The 19,079-nt window shown below is 43.6% G+C and carries 12 protein-coding genes, 2 tRNA genes and 3 rRNA genes; 7 read left to right on the forward strand and 10 right to left on the reverse strand.

Annotated elements, in window-relative coordinates; translation table 11 throughout:
• Positions 1–12: 12 nt before the first annotated feature.
• Complete coding sequence (argA, locus tag PCRYO_RS12330) at positions 13–1,335, forward strand: amino-acid N-acetyltransferase (protein ID WP_011514710.1); 1,323 nt, start codon at positions 13–15, stop codon at positions 1,333–1,335.
• Positions 1,336–1,460: 125 nt separating this feature from the next.
• On the opposite strand, the gene PCRYO_RS12335 is transcribed toward argA, so the two are convergent.
• Positions 1,461–2,192 carry an FKBP-type peptidyl-prolyl cis-trans isomerase gene (locus PCRYO_RS12335; RefSeq protein WP_011514711.1) on the reverse strand — a complete coding sequence of 244 codons (732 nt, stop codon included), beginning with the start codon at positions 2,190–2,192 and terminating at the stop codon, positions 1,461–1,463.
• A gap of 426 nt (positions 2,193–2,618) precedes the next feature.
• On the opposite strand from PCRYO_RS12335, the gene PCRYO_RS12340 reads away from it, so the two are divergent.
• On the forward strand, positions 2,619–4,316 hold the full coding sequence (locus PCRYO_RS12340) for a mechanosensitive ion channel (protein ID WP_011514712.1): 1,698 nt from the start codon (positions 2,619–2,621) through the stop codon (positions 4,314–4,316).
• Between the two features lie 121 nt (positions 4,317–4,437).
• Here PCRYO_RS12340 and PCRYO_RS12345 read toward each other — a convergent pair whose 3' ends face one another.
• A complete protein-coding gene (locus PCRYO_RS12345) occupies positions 4,438–5,787 on the reverse strand; it encodes a hypothetical protein (RefSeq protein WP_105575679.1) in 1,350 nt (449 codons plus the stop codon).
• Between the two features lie 324 nt (positions 5,788–6,111).
• Here PCRYO_RS12345 and PCRYO_RS12350 point away from each other — a divergent pair, with 324 nt between their 5' ends.
• The 4 genes from PCRYO_RS12350 to PCRYO_RS12365 all read left to right on the forward strand — a co-directional run bounded on the left by PCRYO_RS12350 (position 6,112) and on the right by PCRYO_RS12365 (position 9,476).
• The gene (locus PCRYO_RS12350) at positions 6,112–6,924 is read left to right on the forward strand and encodes an SDR family NAD(P)-dependent oxidoreductase (RefSeq protein ID WP_011514714.1); all 813 of its coding nucleotides are present in this window, start codon (positions 6,112–6,114) and stop codon (positions 6,922–6,924) included.
• Between the two features lie 361 nt (positions 6,925–7,285).
• Positions 7,286–7,933 (forward strand): IS256 family transposase, variant Zn-binding type, encoded by a 648-nt coding sequence (locus PCRYO_RS13360; protein WP_011513019.1) that lies wholly within the window; start codon positions 7,286–7,288, stop codon positions 7,931–7,933.
• A 197-nt stretch (positions 7,934–8,130) separates the two neighbouring features.
• Positions 8,131–8,649 carry a helix-turn-helix domain-containing protein gene (locus PCRYO_RS12360; protein ID WP_011513068.1) on the forward strand — a complete coding sequence of 173 codons (519 nt, stop codon included), beginning with the start codon at positions 8,131–8,133 and terminating at the stop codon, positions 8,647–8,649.
• Positions 8,637–9,476, forward strand: coding sequence for an IS3 family transposase (locus PCRYO_RS12365; RefSeq protein ID WP_083759463.1), 840 nt, complete (start codon positions 8,637–8,639; stop codon positions 9,474–9,476). The genes PCRYO_RS12360 and PCRYO_RS12365 overlap by 13 nt, the downstream gene beginning before the upstream one ends.
• A 76-nt stretch (positions 9,477–9,552) precedes the next feature.
• On the opposite strand, the gene PCRYO_RS12370 is transcribed toward PCRYO_RS12365, so the two are convergent.
• From PCRYO_RS12370 to PCRYO_RS12380, 3 genes are all read right to left on the reverse strand, one after another.
• On the reverse strand, positions 9,553–10,248 hold the full coding sequence (locus PCRYO_RS12370) for a lysophospholipid acyltransferase family protein (protein WP_049751818.1): 696 nt from the start codon (positions 10,246–10,248) through the stop codon (positions 9,553–9,555).
• Positions 10,249–10,382: 134 nt separating this feature from the next.
• Positions 10,383–12,269, reverse strand: a complete 1,887-nt coding sequence (parE, locus tag PCRYO_RS12375) for a DNA topoisomerase IV subunit B (protein WP_011514716.1) — start codon at positions 12,267–12,269, stop codon at positions 10,383–10,385.
• A gap of 110 nt (positions 12,270–12,379) precedes the next feature.
• Positions 12,380–13,012, reverse strand: coding sequence for a YqiA/YcfP family alpha/beta fold hydrolase (locus tag PCRYO_RS12380; protein WP_011514717.1), 633 nt, complete (start codon positions 13,010–13,012; stop codon positions 12,380–12,382).
• A gap of 188 nt (positions 13,013–13,200) precedes the next feature.
• Here PCRYO_RS12380 and PCRYO_RS12385 point away from each other — a divergent pair, with 188 nt between their 5' ends.
• Positions 13,201–13,461: a DUF1289 domain-containing protein gene (locus tag PCRYO_RS12385; RefSeq protein WP_011514718.1), complete on the forward strand. Its 261-nt coding sequence runs from the start codon at positions 13,201–13,203 to the stop codon at positions 13,459–13,461.
• A 144-nt stretch (positions 13,462–13,605) separates the two neighbouring features.
• Here the strand turns inward: PCRYO_RS12385 and rrf are convergent.
• The 5 genes from rrf to PCRYO_RS12410 form a co-directional block, all read right to left on the reverse strand.
• Positions 13,606–13,719 (reverse strand): 5S ribosomal RNA (gene rrf / locus PCRYO_RS12390).
• A gap of 182 nt (positions 13,720–13,901) precedes the next feature.
• Positions 13,902–16,763, reverse strand: a 23S ribosomal RNA gene (locus PCRYO_RS12395).
• A gap of 378 nt (positions 16,764–17,141) precedes the next feature.
• Positions 17,142–17,217, reverse strand: a tRNA-Ala gene (locus PCRYO_RS12400).
• Positions 17,218–17,223: 6 nt separating this feature from the next.
• Positions 17,224–17,300 (reverse strand) — tRNA-Ile (locus PCRYO_RS12405).
• A gap of 85 nt (positions 17,301–17,385) precedes the next feature.
• Positions 17,386–18,924: ribosomal RNA gene (locus tag PCRYO_RS12410) — 16S ribosomal RNA — on the reverse strand.
• The 16S, 23S and 5S rRNA genes sit together here with 2 tRNA genes alongside, the layout of an rRNA operon.
• Between the last annotated feature and the right edge of the window lie 155 nt (positions 18,925–19,079).

The following is a 19,079-nucleotide window of genomic DNA, read 5'->3' on the forward strand; positions in this document are numbered from 1 at the left end:
ATTGCTCCCATTATGACTACTAGCGCCATGCCCCAGATTAACCCTGAATACGTCCATTGGTTCCGTAATTCTGCCCCCTATATCAATACCCATCGCGGCAAAACGTTCGTGATTATGTTTGGTGGTGAGGCGGTCAATCATCCAAATTTCAGCACACTGATTCATGACTTTGCTTTATTGCATAGCTTGGGTATCAAGCTGGTATTGGTGCATGGGGCGCGACCGCAAATCGAGAAAAACCTCAAAGATGCTGATATTGAATCGCCACTGCATCAAGATATTCGTGTGACACCTCGCGTCGCGATGCCTTCTATATTACAAGCGGTTGGTGCTATTCGCTTGCAGATTGAAGCGCAGCTATCGATGGGGCTTGCCAACTCACCTATGTACGGCTCACGTATTGATGCAGTGTCGGGCAATTTCGTCACTGCGCGTCCTTATGGTATCCGCGATGGCGTTGATTACCAGATGACAGGCGAAGTACGCTCTATCGATGTTGAAGCCATCAAAAATAATCTACTACACGATCATATTGTAATTTTAGGCTCTATGGGCTATTCGGCAACCGGCGAAGTCTTTAACTTATTGGCTGAAGATGTTGCTCTTAGTGCCGCCGTGGCGCTTGGTGCTGATAAGCTGATTTTCCTAGGCGAAGAAGCCGGTATCAATCATAATGATCGTTTGCTACGTGAGATGATTCCAAATGAAGTCGACCGCTTCTTACGTGACCGTGATCTAAACTGTGAGATTAATTACTTCTTAAGCTGTGCCAGCAATGCCTGTCGCCAAGGGGTTCATCGCACCCATATTATCTCTTATGCCAAAAACGGCGCACTACTTGAAGAGCTATTTACCCGTGATGGTTCTGGCACCTTGATTAGTCACGACCCTTACGAAGAGATTCGCCGCGCTGATGTCGATGACGTGGTAGGGCTGATAGAGCTATTATCGCCGTTAGAAGAGCAAGGTATCTTGGTCAGTCGCTCACGCGAACGCTTGGAGCAAGAGATTGATAATTATAGCGTCATCGAACGTGACGGCATGATTTTAGGTTGTGCAGCGCTTTATCCACTCGATACAGATTCAGCAGAAGTTGCCTGCGTCGCGGTACATCCAGAATATCGCAGCGGTAGCCGCGGCGCTGATTTACTGGCATTTTTGGAGCAACAAGCACGCAGCCATGGTCTACACAAGTTATTTGTATTGACCACTCGTACAGCACATTGGTTCGTTGAACAGGGGTTTGCTGAAGTTGAGGCAAGTGCCTTACCTGAAATACGCCGCGAGAAGTATAATAACGGTCGCAATTCTAAAGTTTTCCAAAAGAACCTTTGAATAATGGCTCATTAACGTCGAAAGCTTAAGTGCTATTTCTTACGCAAAAAGAAGCCCTCTTAATGTAAGAGGGCTTCTTTTAACGTCTATTGTATCAATACTAAATTGGCATTAATTACTGCTAATTACTTTACCTTTAATAGCTCAACGGTAAAGATTAGCGTGCTATTAGGCTCGATACCTGCGTTACCCGCTTCACCATAAGCGATATCAGATGGGATATAAAACTCGTATTTACCGCCCTCTTTCATCAACTGTAGACCTTCAGTCCAACCAGCGATTACTTGGTTTAGTGGGAATTCAATTGGCTCACCACGCTCATATGAGCTATCGAATACAGTGCCGTCAATCAATTTACCTTCGTAGTTTACTTCAACCACGTCCGTAGCTTTTGGCGACTTGCCAGTACCTGCGGTCACTACTTTATATTGTAGACCTGAAGCAGTGGTTTTTACGCCAGCTTTTTTGCCATTCTCTACTAAGAATGCGGCGCCCTTAGTTTTGTTTGCACCCGCTTTAGATTCCATATCTTTCACAAACTTCGCTTCCTGTTCTTTTTGATAGGCCATTAACACTTCTTGCATTTGCTCTTCTGTCAATGCCGCTTTTTTGCCTTCATAGCCATCACGGAAACCTTTTTCAAACGTATCTAGGTGCAGATCCCCAACCGCTTCTTTATTCCCTTCTGCCATCATATAGCCCAAGCTATAGCCTACTTTTTCCTTGGCAGGGCTTTGTTCAGTCACTGAAACACTTTTGGTAGCTGTTTCTTTACTGCCATTGTTTGCGCTACAGCCTGTGATTAATAACATAGCACTAGCAAGGGCACTGATGCTTAGGGTAGTGATTTTTTTCATAAAATGCTCTCAAATTGTAATAATAGTGGCGAGATGTCACATTTATCTATAATAGCAAATCTTAGTTTTGCCTGCTATGACTCACTTGAAATTATCGGTCAAATGTACAGTCTATGTTAATATTTACCGTAAAAATAACAACTTATCACACAAATATAGTAAGACGTTAAGCTTTCTATCTTTAAATTCATAATTACATAAGTTAAGCTAAATTGGTTAAGGAAAGAAATAACAAAAGGTATGTTTTGTTAATAGTGACTACTGATTGTTAAGTATAAATTTCTTATAAAGCACTAAAATCAAATTTTCAAATAATTTTAATTAAAAATACTAATAAATAGGTGTGTGTTTGCCTCAGATGAAACGCTTGAATTAAAGTGATTTTCTTATCTTATAGCAGACACATGATCATTAGAGGAGGACAGGATGAATCCAATGTTTACATCTTTCAACGGTTATCTGGGTGGCCCTATCGGCTCCATCATCGGCGCTATTCTTATTTTTATCATTGGTTGGCTTGTCGCCTTGGGCATAGCTGCTCTGGTACGCGGCGTGCTGTCTAAAATCAATCTCAATCAACGTATGAACTCTTCAACGGGTAAAAGCTATGACTTAGAGGGCATCATCTCTAAGATTGTTTTTTGGTTTATTTTCGTTATCGCTATTTCTGGCGCGTTAAGTCAGTTAAACCTAAACTCTATTTCAGCACCGTTTGCCAATATGGTAAACCAAGTACTCACCTTTATCCCTAATCTTATCGCTGCTATTGCAGTTGGTGTGATCGGTTGGGTAATTGCAACAGTTGCACGTACTGCCATCAATGCTGCACTTTCAAAAACCTCAATGGATGAGCGTTTGAGTGCAAAAGCTGGTGTAAAACCAATGAGCAGCACGATTGCTGACATGGTTTATTGGTTCATTCTATTAGTAGTATTGACCATGGTATTAGGTCAACTAGAGCTTGACGGTTTATTTGCTCCATTAACTAATATGGTTGATAAAATCTTCAGCTTTATCCCTAATATTCTGATTGCTGCTGTAGTATTCGTAGTAGGTTACATCATCGCCAAAGTGGTACGTGGCATCGTAACCAACCTTGTTTCTACTTTTGATGTCCAAAAGCTTGCAACCAAAGCTGGTTTAAGTGAACAGAATAGCTTACCTAACATTGCAGGTTCTTTAGCCTTTCTAGTAGTGATTATTCCAACAATCATTGCTGCTTTAAATGCCCTAAAAATTGATGTAATTGCTCGCCCTGCAACCAACATGCTAAACAAAATCATGGAAGCCTTGCCAAATATCTTTATGGCAATTGCTATCTTGGTTGTGACTTTTTATGTTGTACGTATGGTTGCAAACATCATCAAAGGCTTGCTTGAAAATACGCAAATCAATCAGTTACCTGCCAAAGTTGGTCTTCAACAGACCATGGGTGATAAAAAGGTTTCTGACTTAGTTGGCTATGCCATCGTATTTTTTGCCATGTTATTTGCCTCTATCGCTGCTGCTGACTTATTAGGTTTTGAGCCTATCTCAGCCATTATTGCGATGTTTATTGCTTTCGGTGCTAATATCATCCTAGGCGCAATCATCCTATTCATCGGTTTTTGGCTTGCCAACATCATCGCTGGTGTCGTTGAGCGCTCTGAACAAGGTTCACAGTTCCTAGCAAATATCGTGCGCGTTTTGATCATGGGCTTAGTACTTGCCATGGGTCTAAAAGCAATGGGTATCGCTGACTCTATTGTCAACCTAGCATTTGGTCTAACTTTAGGTGCAGTTGCCGTAGCATTTGCCCTATCGTTTGGTCTAGGTGGTCAAGAAGCAGCAGCACGTTTCTTACGCAAAATGCAGGATAAAATGGACAGAGAACGTGACGAAGCAAAAGCAAAATCTGCTTTGACGCCAAGCTCATCGACTCAAGATAAGGTTGCTGCTTCAGTACGTGACAATACGCCAAGTACAGCTACTGATACGTTTGGTAGCAGCACAACCCAAGTAGATAATAATATCATCACACCTAATAACTTAAGCTCTACCAGTGATGTAAATTCTTCTACGGTTGATATCAATCATATTGCAACTGATGATAGTGATATCGATGGTCCTAATAATCTAAGATAATTTATCGTTATTGATTTATTTTATAAAAAAGACAGCTTAGGCTGTCTTTTTTTATGTTTGATAATAAGTAATTTTAGTCAGTATTATTAGGGCGAGATGCACTTGGAATATTTAAGCGCACTTATGATAGATGATTAGAATGAGCTTTTTTCTTATTATCTTCGGTAATTTCACTAGCATTACTCTGATTACTTTGCTGCAACTGCTGAACCTTTTTAGTCAGTTGGCGCTCGCGCTGGGTCATGGGATTAACTGGCTGAATCCATAAATCAATATCCATAAAAGCATCTTCAGCCTCTATTATAAAATCTATACCCAATACAACCACATGATGTAGTTCTGCCATTGGTAACCGTGTCGCCACATCTAAAGCGATTTTCGCTAAATTTGGGCGTATAGCCGACTTACCATGCTTTCCTTCTGCATCTTGTCCATAAAATATTAGTACATAATGCCGCCCCAAACACTCGTAAGAATGTTGGTGGACAACATAGCCTTGTTGCTGCAACTGCTGCGCTTGCTTGGGATGCTTATATAAAGTACGAACTAACTCATGACGCGAAAACAATGACTCATCTAATATCTGCTGTTGCCAATGAGAAAAATCTGCCTTACTAGACTTCTCCAATGATTCTTTCTGCTTAAACGCAGCAGGATTTTTATAAACTGTTTCTAACATCTGCATGCTAAGTTGTGACCATAAAGCAGCCGCTTGCGCCATATGCTGTTGATACATCTGCTTAGTTGGGCTATTGGTTTTCTGCGCCAGCGACATCGCTATCAATGCCGAGTTAGGCTCATTTTGCAAACCATATTTTATCAACGCATTATCTATCGTGATTGCAGGGGCAAAGAAGTCGGCAACATTTAGAAATCTAGTAATAATATCGTTTTCGGAATTTGTTATATGATCCTTATTATCCTGCTGTGAATGCCCTAAACGATAGTGTAAAAATCGCCATAGCTCGCAAGGTATCTTTAATTTATTTAAATGAATATGCCAGTCATGCCAGCCAAATGCTTGTAATGGCTGAATAGATGCACTTGTATCAACGATCGAACCCTGTACTAAATCACTATCCGTAAAACTATGGGCTAGAGGTTGAACAGGATTTTTTTTGCAAGATTTATTATGAACATCATGTTCAGTATCAATATCAATATCAATATCAATTTGACGCTGGATATCCAAAACCAAGACGTCAATACTACGTAACTGGCTGTCTATAGATCTTGATATATGAGTCTTGCGCCATATATTTACAGCATTAAAAGCTGTCCTACCTAGTGTCTCAATATCAGCTGGCAGCATGTCATTAGGCAAATATATCACCAACTCTACTAAGTTAAGATCGCCCAGTGATAGCTGGTACTGAGAATATTGCGCTTGATAGTTGCTCTCTACCACTGGCATATCCGGCAAGATAATCTTTAAGATATCTGCTCGTAAATAACAAGCCATTTCATTCATAAGATAGCTTCCATCAGACATTACCATCGTCGAATCACTGGGCACAGTCACCACCTTTTTGTCTGAAAAAAATACGCTATTATAAGCGGCGCAATTGGTGTGCAGCGGATAAATGCAACTGCTACGCCAAGACTATTGGATAAAAAATAAACTACATAATAGCAATTATACATGGTCGCTTTCAGCACAGTGACTTGTTATGATGATATAAAAGCGGTACTACTCGCGTATTGAGGAATCAATTAATACGCATGCTACTTTACAATATAATTAGCCCATTTATGTATCAAATAACTCTCTGATGATAACAAGGACTTGCCCATCATGAAACGCTTTAAAGAGAAAACAGTCGTCGTAACAGGTGCCGACTCACATATCGGTCGTGCAACTGCCATTCGTTTTGCGAATGAAGGTGCTAATGTCATACTCGTCGGACGCTCGACCGATACATTAAATCAAATCACTGAAGGGTTTCCACAAGACCGTACATGGATTCATACCGACAACTTTTTAACCATTGCTTGTGACATTGGTGTTGAGAGCCAAGTACAAGAGATGATAAAAAGAGTCATCGATAAGTTTGAATCAATCGATATATTGGTGAATAACGCAGCACAAACAACGCAAGGCAGAAATAGTGGGTTATCTACTGAACAGAAGAGTCCGGCTGTTGATGACTATTTAAGTGAAACCTTGTATGTCTGTCAGACGGCCATGCCTTACTTAATACAGAGTAAAGGTAGTATCATTAACGTTCCTTCATTTGCAGCTTGTAGTAGCGATCAGAGTGCAGCGACTTATGATGCTGCCACCTCAGGTATTACTGATTTGACCCGTACGTTGGCTTCGGCACACAGCGCAGACGGCGTGCGCGTTAATGCAGTAAATCCAAGCGTCACTCAGTCTGATATATCAGATGCGATTCAAAACACCGATATTCAAAATACTGATATAACAGATCTTCAAGCAAATATAGATGAATCATCAGATAATAGTCCATTAGGACGCTGTGCCACACCAAACGATATTGCCGCGGTGATTACTTTCTTAGCAAGCGATGATGCTGCCATGATTACTGGTACCAATTTGCCCGTCGATGGCGGTGTAAGCACTTCTAACCGTCAGTTACCTTTATAAGAAGTTTAGGTGTAATGGACATTTTTCATGCTGGCGTAGGGTCTAACGCTATATACTGTCTATATTTGCAAGGAATCAACGCCATGAATCAAAAAACTGCCCTTTTTGTCGTGATAAACACATCAAAAAGAATGGACGCAAGCTAGGCAAACAACAGTATCAATGTCTGGCTTGCAGACGGCAGTTTTTAGGTGGTAAAAGACTCAATAATCAAACCCTTTGGACTGAATATACCCAAGGGAAACAGACCTACAAACAACTGGCTGATAAGTATCACTGTAGTCTTAAAACCATTCAAAGGCGCTTAGATAAAGTCAGTACCCAGTATCCAGTTAAACGTCCTACGACTGCTAATATCATCATGGACACCACCTACTTTGGTCGCAAGTTTGGTTTAATGGTCTTTATGGACAACACCACTAGAACCGTTCTTTATTACGCTGTAGTGAGTCATGAAACCAACAGTGCTTATAAGCAAGGAGTGGATCACTTAGCATCGTTAGGCGTTGATGTACAAAGCATTACCTGCGATGGCAGACGAGGACTTAGAACGCTTTTTATTAGCACCCCTTGTCAGATGTGTCAGTTTCATCAAATGCAAATAGTGACTCGTTACCTGACTCGTCGTCCTAAGAACATCGCGAGCATTGAACTTAGAGGGCTTGCTTTAGACTTAACACAGCTTAATAAAGCTGACTTCATAGAGCACTTAGATTATTGGTATTTGACTCATGAAGATTATCTTAATGAGCGTAGTACCAATGACGATACTGGTAAAACGTGGTACACCCACAAGCGTCTTAGAAGTGCTTATCGTAGTCTCAGAACCAATAGTGATTGGTTATTTACTTATCAAGAATGTGAGCAGTTAGACATACCAAGCACCACAAATTCTCTTGAAGGTTTGTTTAGTGAGTTAAAGCGACAATTACACAGTCATCATGGGCTAAATGAGCGCCGTAAGTTACGGTTTATTAAAGACTTTTTAGCATCAAAGTCACTCAAATAGCATGAATTATGTCCATTAGCGACTACCTTCTACTTTTTAGCATGAATTTTGTCCATTACACCGAAGTTTACTTATAAGCAACTTTATAAAGCCTTAATGTGTAAGGGCTCAAGATTAATAAGCGCAAACAAAAAACCCCTGATACTCCATATTGAACCGACCCCCATAAGTTGGACACAACTTATGGGGGTATTTTTATGCGTTACGATCTAGACTTTAAGATGCAAGTCATCGCATACTATCTGCAAGGACATACCGGACTTGCCACAAGTGAGAAGTTTAAAGTAGATTCGAAACTTGTACAAAAATGGGTTAAGCAATATCAAAGCGGTGGTATAGACGCGATCAAGCCAAAGACAAGTAAGGCTAAATACAGCAGTGGGTTTAAATACAAAGTGATTACGACCATGCTGACGCAAGGATTAAGTCAATCCGAGGTCGCTTTAACATTTAATATCAGCTCACCTGCTTTAATTAGCCACTGGCACAAAGCATATCGACAACAAGGCATGTCTGGACTAATAACCAAGCCTAAAGGTAGAGCCGCCATGACCAAGCCATTTATCACAAGCAAACCAGATGATGAGAAAACCTTAGCAGAGCTTAAGCGTGAGAATGAATACCTACGTGCAGAGGTTGCGTACCTAAAAAAGCTCGATGCCTTGCTCAAAGCGGAGGAACAAGCAGGCAAAAAGCAAGGCTCATCGAAGCACTAAGACAAGAGCACCCTTTATCTGCTTTGCTAAACATCGCTAAGATGGCTAAAAGTGTCTTTTACTACCATAGGTGTCAGTTTGACGTTAAAGACAAATATGGAGACTTAAAACAGCGTATTACTGAGCTTTACCATCAGCATAAAGGCAGGTATGGTTATCGTAGAGTCACGGCTGCATTAAAGCAGCTAGATTGTCATCATAACCATAAGCTCATCGCTAAGCTTATGCATGACATGAAGCTTAGCGCAAAGATAAGACGTCAGAAGTATCGCTCCTATAAAGGACAACAAGGTAAGATTGCGAAGAACTATTTAAAACGCCAGTTTCATGCAGATAAACCAAATAAGCGCTGGCTGACCGATATTACTGAGTTTAAGGTGGGTGATGATAAGCTGTATTTGTCACCCATACTTGATTGTTATAACAATGAGATTGTCAGTTATACACTCTCAAAGAGACCCACTTATGACTTAGTTGGCAAGATGCTAGAGGATGCTTTGGCAAAGACGAAAGCGTGCCGTGATAACAAGTTAATGCTGCACTCTGATCAAGGATGGCATTATCAAATGAGACTGTTTGGACAGGTGCTGAAACAGCATGGTATTAAGCAAAGTATGAGCAGAAAAGGCAACTGTTTGGATAATGCGCTCATGGAGGGGTTCTTTGGTACCCTAAAGTGTGAGACGATTTATATTGAAAAGCCTAATTCGATTGAAGGTTTAGAGAAACAGATTCATGAGTATATTCACTACTATAATCATGAAAGAATTCAACTCAAACTAAAAGGACTGAGTCCTGTTAAGTACAGAACTCAGTCCTTGATATAAACTAAACCGTCCAACATTTGGGGGTCAGTTCATATCAGGGGTTTTTTATAAATATAATCTGCTACTGCTTAAAAAACTACTCCGCTGATTTATTAACGTCCTGTAGCGGCTGCGATAAACGCTCAGGATGTCTTGGAATTACACCTTGATATTGAGCATATATTTTTGGCAAATCGGCTTCGATATCTCCGGTAGGATAGACCAAAGGCATAAAGCGTATCTCTTTGGTATTGTAATCCAGCGCCACTGGCAAGATTGGCACACCGGCACCCACTGCTAAATAATAAAAGCCTGACTTCCAATTTTTGGTGTACTGACGCGTACCTTCTGGCGACAACCCCAAAAATAATGGCTCACCTGTTTTAAATTTATCAATACTCGCTTGTAATACGGAGCCTTTATTACGGCGATCAATCGGAACAATACCTATCCAATGCAGCAATTGTGCAAGGACCGGCACCTTAAACAAGGTGTGTTTGCCCATAATACTAATTTTCAAATCGAGCGCAAACAAACTAGGTATCGCATATACACCGTCGATATTTGATGTATGCGGAAGCGCTAGCACCACCGCCTGTGGAATATTTGCTATCTCACCAACGGTACGCCAGCCAGCCGCTTTTAAGAATGCAGACGCAATCACTGGCGCAATCTTGTTGCCGCGTCTAGGAACCAAATTCCCAAGCTGTTTTTTATTGAGACTTGGTAATATTTTAGAGCGTTGCGGCTTAGCACTGTTAGCATTAGAGCGATTAAATAATTTTGATGTCATAACGGCACCATGTAGTAGAAGATATCCATATAATACCATTAAGCTGGTATCACTAATCTGGATTTTACATGCTTTTGTTATGTTATAGCTTACTCAATCATGATTATAAATAATGCTAAGCGTCCTAAAAATAGCTATGAGATATCGGCTAGATTACCTTTATCTTCTAGCCATATCTTACGATCAGCAGCACGCTTTTTGGCTAGCAGCATATCCATCACACTGTTGGTTAGTACCATGTCATCCATATCCAATTGGACTAGACGGCGTGTATCACGGTTCATGGTCGTTTCACGCAGCTGCTCGGCACTCATCTCACCCAAGCCTTTAAAACGTGTGATTTGGGCTTTTTTATTGCCCGGTACATTGGCTAAAATATGCTGAAGCTCGGTTTCATCTAACGCATAATGCACTTCTTTAGCCACATCGACGCGATAGAGTGGCGGCATTGCGACAAATAAATGACCAGCATCGACTAAGGCAGGAAAGTGCTTCACGAATAGCGCACAGATCAAGGTAGCAATATGCAGTCCATCAGAATCGGCATCCGCTAGGATGCATACCTTGTCATAACGTAGCTCAGATAAATCGTCAGATGCCGGATCAACGCCAATGGCAATCGCAATATCATGAATTTCTTGACTCGAGAGCACTGTATCTGATGAGACCTCCCACGTATTTAAGATCTTACCACGCAAGGGTAGAATCGCTTGGTAATGACGATCACGTGCTTGCTTCGCACTACCACCCGCAGAATCCCCTTCTACCAAAAACAGCTCAGCCCCATCACGCAAATCACCGCGGCAATCTGCCAATTTACCGGGCAATGCTGGCCCCTGAGTGATTTTCTTACGAGCGACTTTTTTTGCCGATTTTAAACGACGTCCTGCTTTGCTAATTGCCAATTCGGCAATTTGCGTACCCATATCGGCATGTTGGTTTAGCCAAAGACTAAAGGCATCTTTTGCCAATGTCTGCACGGCTCCTGCAGCCTCACGGCTAGATAAGCGCTCTTTGGTCTGTCCAGAAAACTGCGGCTCAGAGAACTTAAGAGACAGGATATAGTTCACCCCATCCCAGACATCTTCTGCGGTTAGCTTTACACTACGCGGTAGTAAATTATGGATATCGCAGAACTCACGCAAGGCTTCTAAGATACCCGTGCGCAGTCCATTGACGTGCGTACCGCCCTGAGCTGTAGGAATCAGGTTTACATAACTTTCTTGAACTGGCGTCCCACCATCAGGCAACCAAGACAATGCAAAGGTAATAGCAGCTCGTTCACCCGCTTTAGCATCGTAATTATAATAGAATGGCGCTTCAGGTAATGTCTCAAGACCATCTAACTGTTCGCTTAAATACTCGACCACCCCATCAGTAAACTGCCAAACCACCTTTTCATCATTAATATCATCGGTGAATTCAATCGTCAGTCCAGCTGCCAAAACCGCCTTGGCTTTCAAATTATGCTTGAGCTGCTTTACATTAAATTTTGGCGTATCAAAGAAACTACCATCTGCCCAAAAGTGCACTTTAGTACCGCGTTTGCGCTTATTTGAGCTAACCGCTTCGGTCAACGGCGTAACGGGCGCACCATTTTCAAACGCCATATCAAACTGTGTGCTATCACGCCATACCGTAACCTCAACACGCGTTGATAGCGCATTGACGACAGAGATACCCACGCCATGCAAGCCACCTGACACCTCATAATTGGAAGTCGAAAATTTCCCACCTGCATGCAAACGAGTTAAAATCAGCTCAATCCCTGATTGGTTAAATTCAGGATGAATATCTGTTGGCATACCGCGTCCATCATCTTCGACAGACAACGAGCCATCACTATGCAGTTGCACTTTGATGGTTTTAGCATAACCCGCTAACGCCTCATCAACCGAGTTATCAATGACCTCTTGCGCCAAATGGTTCGGGCGCGTGGTATCGGTGTACATACCTGGACGACGACGGACTGGCTCAAGACCTTCTAAAACTTCTAACGATTGCGCATTATATTGACTCACAAATGCATCCTTAACTGTTCGCGTGCGTTTAATTCTATTAAACCATTATAACGAAAAATAGCGACATTAACGTTAACAGTCCATCGCTTACGTCATATAATGTCGTCTGTTTAGACCCGTCCTAAATCTTGTAGCATATCTATCACCATTGGCAACTGTTTATCAAAGTCACTAAATCTATGATCACCACCTGCTTGCACCGTTACTGATGCGCCCTGACTCCGATAAAAAGCTTTAGACAATTCAGAATTTAACAGCTCATCGCCTTTTTTCAGTAGCACAGCGACTTTATCGGGATAATTTACTGCTAAAAGTTGATGTTCTGCAAACCATTGTAAATCTGAGGGAGTAATATTCCAGCCGCCCGCCGTCGTATGCAGGACTTTGTTATTAGGTAACCCATCACTGCTATCTCGATTTGATATCGATGCATTATAAAAACGCTGTAGGGTGATATGAGGCTGAGTACTGGGATTTAGCAGTAACGCTGGGCAGCCTAGATGGTTGCTTATTAATGTGGAAAAATAACCACCTAATGAGCTACCGATCAGTACAGTTTTAGCACCTTTATTTAATTCGGTTACCAATTTAACTAACTGCTCAAAAACTTGCTCAGGAGCACTATTCAGGTTAGGACGATAAACATTGATATCAGAATGGTGCTGATGGCAATAATCCTCTAGCAACCTACCTTTGGTAGAGTTCGCATCACTGTCCAGTCCATGGATATAAATCAGGTTCACGTATCATCTCACTTATTAATTTTGTTATGATTATCTTATATAGGCTAGTGAAGCTAAGCATAGCACCCGCTAGACAAAAGTAATAACAATAAAACGGCACACTATTAGTCAGTATTTGCGACATAAGAATGTTGTCATAGTGATTGTATGCAGGTCAAAGGAATGACGGTAATAGCAATGGAGTCGCCATGAACCAACAGTTTGAACTGTTTGATATCACCAATCCATGTATTGGTGTTTGCACGAGCAATAAAAAAGGCTATTGCTTTGGTTGCCTGCGCAGTCGTCCTGAGCGTCAGTTATGGCATGAGATGACGACTGAACAGCGTCGTGAAGTGCTACGGCTCATCGTTGGGCGTAAACAGCGTATTGAACAGATGAGACAGCGTAAAGGAGAGCAGTTAGGATTTGATTTTGAAGACACAGCAGAAGCAGGTAAGCTTTTCTAAAAAGCTCATGATAACGCCTCACTAGGATACGTACTCTAAACTGAATAAATCAGCGCGATTATCCGATAAACCCCACCCTTTCCAAACCGCACACGAAAGAAAACCCCCTTTGCATAAGCAAAGGGGGTTTATCTAGGAATAGAGAGCTGACGATGACCTACTCTCACATGGGCAAACCACACTACCATTGGCGCGACGATGTTTCACTTCTGAGTTCGGGAAGGGATCAGGTGGTTCCATCGTGCTATTGTCGTCAGCAAAGGGGGTTAGATATGAGTCTGTTATTATTGTTTTGACGTCAAGATATTATCTATTGGTCGACCAACTTGTAACCTAACTGAATCAAGGTTAAAGGTGATATCGAAATTATATATATTCTATAGCCTAGGCTATACAAGATAGATTAATTAGAGCTTTCATACAAACCACTTGGGTGTTGTATGGTCAAGCCAAACGAGCAATTAGTACAGGTTAGCTACATGCATCGCTGCACTTCCACACCCTGCCTATCAACGTCGTAGTCTTCAACGGCTCTTTAGGGAAATCTAATCTTGAGGTGGGCTTCTCGCTTAGATGCTTTCAGCGATTATCCCATCCGAACGTAGCTACCGGGCAATGCCACTGGCGTGACAACCCGAACACCAGAGGTTCGTCCACTCTGGTCCTCTCGTACTAGGAGCAGATCCTCTCAAATTTCCAACGCCCACGGTAGATAGGGACCGAACTGTCTCACGACGTTCTAAACCCAGCTCGCGTACCTCTTTAAATGGCGAACAGCCATACCCTTAGGACCTGCTTCAGCCCTAGGATGAGATGAGCCGACATCGAGGTGCCAAACACCGCCGTCGATATGAACTCTTGGGCGGTATCAGCCTGTTATCCCCAGAGTACCTTTTATCCGTTGAGCGATGGCCCTTCCATACAGAACCACCGGATCACTAAGACCTACTTTCGTACCTGCTCGACTTGTGGGTCTCGCAGTTAAGCGCGCTTTTGCCTTTATACTCTACGACCGATTTCCGACCGGTCTGAGCGCACCTTCGTACTCCTCCGTTACTCTTTAGGAGGAGACCGCCCCAGTCAAACTACCCACCATACATTGTCCTCGGTATTGTTATACCTGAGTTAGAACCCCAACATGACCAGGGTGGTATTTCAAGATTGGCTCCACAAACACTAGCGTGTCTGCTTCAAAGCCTCCCACCTATCCTGCACAAGTCAGGTCAAAGTTCAATGTAAAGCTGTAGTAAAGGTTCACGGGGTCTTTCCGTCTAGCCGCGGGTACACAGCATCTTCACTGCGATTTCGATTTCACTGAGTCTCTGCTGGAGACAGCGCTGCCATCATTATGTCATTCGTGCAGGTCGGAACTTACCCGACAAGGAATTTCGCTACCTTAGGACCGTTATAGTTACGGCCGCCGTTTACTGGGGCTTCGATCAAGAGCTTCGCTTACGCTAACCCCATCAATTAACCTTCCAGCACCGGGCAGACATCACACCCTATACGTCCACTTTCGTGTTTGCAGAGTGCTGTGTTTTTAATAAACAGTTGCAGCAGCCTGGTATCTGCGACTGCCAACAGCTCAAGGAGCAAGTCCTATCACCATCGGCAGCGTACCTTCTCCCGAAGTTACGGTACCATTTTGCCTAGTTCCTTCAGCAGAGTTCTCTCAAGCGCCTTGGTATTCTCTACCTGATCACCTGTGTCGGTTTAGGGTACGATTCGTTTATAACTATTGCTTAGAAGCTTTTCCTGGAAGCATGGTATTTGCCACTTCGCTGTACAAGTACAGCTTGCTATCAGATCTCAGCATAATGACAGTCCGGATTTGCCTAAACTGTCTGCCTACATCCTTTCACCTGGACAACCAACGCCAGGCTGACATAACCTACTCCGTCCCTCCATCGCATTATAAACAAGTATCGGAATATTAACCGATTTCCCATCGACTACGCCTTTCGGCCTCGCCTTAGGGGTCGACTCACCCAGCCCCGATTAACGTTGGACTGGAACCCTTGATCTTCCGGCGTGCGAGCTTTTCACTCGCATTATCGTTACTCACGTCAGCATTCGCTCTTGTGATACCTCCAGCATGCCTTACGACACACCTTCACAGGCTTACACAACGCTCCCCTACCACTTGAAAACAAATTCAAATCCGCAGCTTCGGCTCCTAGTTTGAGCCCCGTTACATCTTCCGCGCGGGCCGACTCGACTAGTGAGCTATTACGCTTTCTTTAAAGGATGGCTGCTTCTAAGCCAACCTCCTAGCTGTCTATGCCTTCCCACCTCGTTTCCCACTTAACTAGGAATTTGGGGCCTTAGCTGGCGGTCTGGGTTGTTTCCCTCTCCACAATGGACGTTAGCACCCACTGTGTGTCTCCCGGATATCACTCATCGGTATTCGGAGTTTGCATCGGTTTGGTAAGTCGGTATGACCCCCTAGCCGAAACAGTGCTCTACCCCCAATGGTGTTCGTCCGAGGCGCTACCTAAATAGCTTTCGGGGAGAACCAGCTATCACCGAGTTTGATTAGCCTTTCACCCCTATCCACAAGTCATCCCCTAGCTTTTCAACGATAGTGGGTTCGGTCCTCCGGTGCCTGTTACGGCACTTTCAACCTGCTCATGGATAGATCACTCGGTTTCGGGTCTATGCCCTGCAACTAAACGCCCTATTAAGACTCGGTTTCCCTACGGCTCCCCTAAACGGTTAACCTTGCTACAGAACATAAGTCGCTGACCCATTATACAAAAGGTACGCGGTCACCCTAATAAATTAAGGCTCCCACTGCTTGTACGCACACGGTTTCAGGTTCTATTTCACTCCCCTCACAGGGGTTCTTTTCGCCTTTCCCTCACGGTACTGGTTCACTATCGGTCAGTCAGGAGTATTTAGCCTTGGAGGATGGTCCCCCCATCTTCAAACAGGATTTCTCGTGTCCCGCCCTACTTAATATGTTAACGCTAATGTTTCGAATACAGGACTATCACCTACTACGGTCAGCTTTCCCACGCTGTTCTTCTACATTAGCATTAATCGGCTTCTCCCCGTTCGCTCGCCGCTACTTGGGGAATCTCATTTGATGTCTTTTCCTAAGGGTACTGAGATGTTTCACTTCCCCTCGTTTGCCTCTTGTACAAGTACAAGATACCTACCTTATGGTAGGTGGGTTTCCCCATTCAGAAATCTCCGGATCACAGGATATTGCCGCCTCCCCGAAGCTTATCGCAGGCTGTCACGTCTTTCATCGCCTCTGACTGCCAAGGCATCCACCATGTGCGCTTCATTACTTGACCATACAACCCCAAGTAGTCTTTCTCTAACCTTTATTACTAAAGATAGGAGTTAGATTTCTAAGTGCTATATAAGCCTAATTATGATAACGATATCACCTAATTTTATACGCTTGATTCAGTTCTCTTTACTTTTTTAATAACTCACTACTGGGATAACAACTGATGTCGTTAAGTAGTGAGTTATTAAGGTTAGAAACAACGCGTGAACACGTGTTCCTAACCCAGACTCATATCTATGTTTTTAAATAGTCTCTGTGCTCTCGTCGAGTCACAGATTCTGTATAAAACAGAAAGAAGTAATCTTGTCTTTGTTAAGACGAATCACTTGTTTCTATTTGATACCTATTTATTTATTAGCATCTAAAGAAGTTTATTATGTGGTGGAGCCAAACGGAGTCGAACCGTTGACCTCCTGCGTGCAAGGCAGGCGCTCTACCAACTGAGCTATGGCCCCTAATAATGGTAGGCCTGGGCAGACTTGAACTGCCGACCCCCGCGTTATCAACACGGTGCTCTAACCAGCTGAGCTACAGGCCTGTACGAGGCATATACCTCTAGCTAATAAACTAGCTTAAACTAAAGAACAACTTGTTGTGAATTCTTGCTGACCGAATGCCATCTATAAGGAGGTGATCCAGCCGCAGGTTCCCCTACGGCTACCTTGTTACGACTTCACCCCAGTCATCAACCACACCGTGGTGAACGCTCCCCCGAAGGTTAAGCTATCCACTTCTGGTGCAATCAACTCCCATGGTGTGACGGGCGGTGTGTACAAGGCCCGGGAACGTATTCACCGCGGCATTCTGATCCGCGATTACTAGCGATTCCTACTTCATGGAGTCGAGTTGCAGACTCCAATCTGGACTACGATAGGCTTTTTGAGATTCGCATCACATCGCTGTGTAGCTGCCCTCTGTACCTACCATTGTAGCACGTGTGTAGCCCTGGTCGTAAGGGCCATGATGACTTGACGTCGTCCCCGCCTTCCTCCAGTTTGTCACTGGCAGTATCCTTAGAGTTCCCGGCTTAACCCGCTGGTAACTAAGGACAAGGGTTGCGCTCGTTGCGGGACTTAACCCAACATCTCACGACACGAGCTGACGACAGCCATGCAGCACCTGTATTCTAATTCCCGAAGGCACTCCCGCATCTCTGCAGGATTCTAGATATGTCAAGACCAGGTAAGGTTCTTCGCGTTGCATCGAATTAAACCACATGCTCCACCGCTTGTGCGGGCCCCCGTCAATTCATTTGAGTTTTAACCTTGCGGCCGTACTCCCCAGGCGGTCTACTTATTGCGTTAGCTGCGTCACTAAGTCCTCAAGGGACCCAACGACTAGTAGACATCGTTTACGGCGTGGACTACCAGGGTATCTAATCCTGTTTGCTACCCACGCTTTCGAGCCTCAGTGTCAGTATTATGCCAGAAGGCTGCCTTCGCCATCGGTATTCCTCCAGATCTCTACGCATTTCACCGCTACACCTGGAATTCTACCTTCCTCTCACATACTCTAGCTCAACAGTATCAGATGCAGTTCCCAGGTTGAGCCCGGGGATTTCACATCTGACTTATCGAGCCACCTACGCTCCCTTTACGCCCAGTAATTCCGATTAACGCTTGCACCCTCTGTATTACCGCGGCTGCTGGCACAGAGTTAGCCGGTGCTTATTCTGCAGCTAATGTCATCGTCTCCGGGTATTAACCGAAGAGTCTTCTTCACTGCTTAAAGTGCTTTACAACCAAAAGGCCTTCTTCACACACGCGGCATGGCTGGATCAGGGTTTCCCCCATTGTCCAATATTCCCCACTGCTGCCTCCCGTAGGAGTCCGGGCCGTGTCTCAGTCCCGGTGTGGCTGATCATCCTCTCAGACCAGCTACAGATCGTCGCCATGGTAGGCCTTTACCCCACCATCTAGCTAATCCGACTTAGGCTCATCTAATAGCGAGAGCAGTAAACTGCCCCCTTTCTCCCGTAGGTCGTATGCGGTATTAATACGAGTTTCCCCGTGCTATCCCCCACTACTAGGTAGATTCCTAAGTATTACTCACCCGTCCGCCGCTCGACGCCTGATAGCAAGCTATCATCGTTTCCGCTCGACTTGCATGTGTTAAGCCTGCCGCCAGCGTTCAATCTGAGCCATGATCAAACTCTTCAGTTTAATCTTGCTATGAAGTCCTTTAAAGAGACTTCTAAACTTGGCTCATCTAATCTGGCAAAATCGCTAAAAATTATGTTCGTAATGAATTAACTTTGAGTTTTTTTACTGTCTTAAATGATAATTTTTATAGTTAGAATTCTATCGAAAAGATAGTC

The sequence above is a fragment of the Psychrobacter cryohalolentis K5 genome, from assembly GCF_000013905.1.
Lineage (GTDB): Bacteria > Pseudomonadota > Gammaproteobacteria > Pseudomonadales > Moraxellaceae > Psychrobacter > Psychrobacter cryohalolentis.

Bases quoted from the DNA above. Each gene is read 5' to 3' on its own strand.
- PCRYO_RS13360 (WP_011513019.1), top strand. From the start codon at position 7,286: ATGGACACCACCTACTTTGGTCGCAAGTTTGGTTTAATGGTCTTTATG.
- PCRYO_RS12385 (WP_011514718.1), top strand. From the start codon at position 13,201: ATGAACCAACAGTTTGAACTGTTTGATATCACCAATCCATGTATTGGT.
- PCRYO_RS12345 (WP_105575679.1), bottom strand. From the start codon at position 5,787: ATGAATGAAATGGCTTGTTATTTACGAGCAGATATCTTAAAGATTATC.
- PCRYO_RS12350 (WP_011514714.1), top strand. From the start codon at position 6,112: ATGAAACGCTTTAAAGAGAAAACAGTCGTCGTAACAGGTGCCGACTCA.
- PCRYO_RS12335 (WP_011514711.1), bottom strand. From the start codon at position 2,192: ATGAAAAAAATCACTACCCTAAGCATCAGTGCCCTTGCTAGTGCTATG.
- PCRYO_RS12360 (WP_011513068.1), top strand. From the start codon at position 8,131: ATGCGTTACGATCTAGACTTTAAGATGCAAGTCATCGCATACTATCTG.
- PCRYO_RS12370 (WP_049751818.1), bottom strand. From the start codon at position 10,248: ATGACATCAAAATTATTTAATCGCTCTAATGCTAACAGTGCTAAGCCG.
- argA (WP_011514710.1), top strand. From the start codon at position 13: ATGACTACTAGCGCCATGCCCCAGATTAACCCTGAATACGTCCATTGG.
- PCRYO_RS12340 (WP_011514712.1), top strand. From the start codon at position 2,619: ATGAATCCAATGTTTACATCTTTCAACGGTTATCTGGGTGGCCCTATC.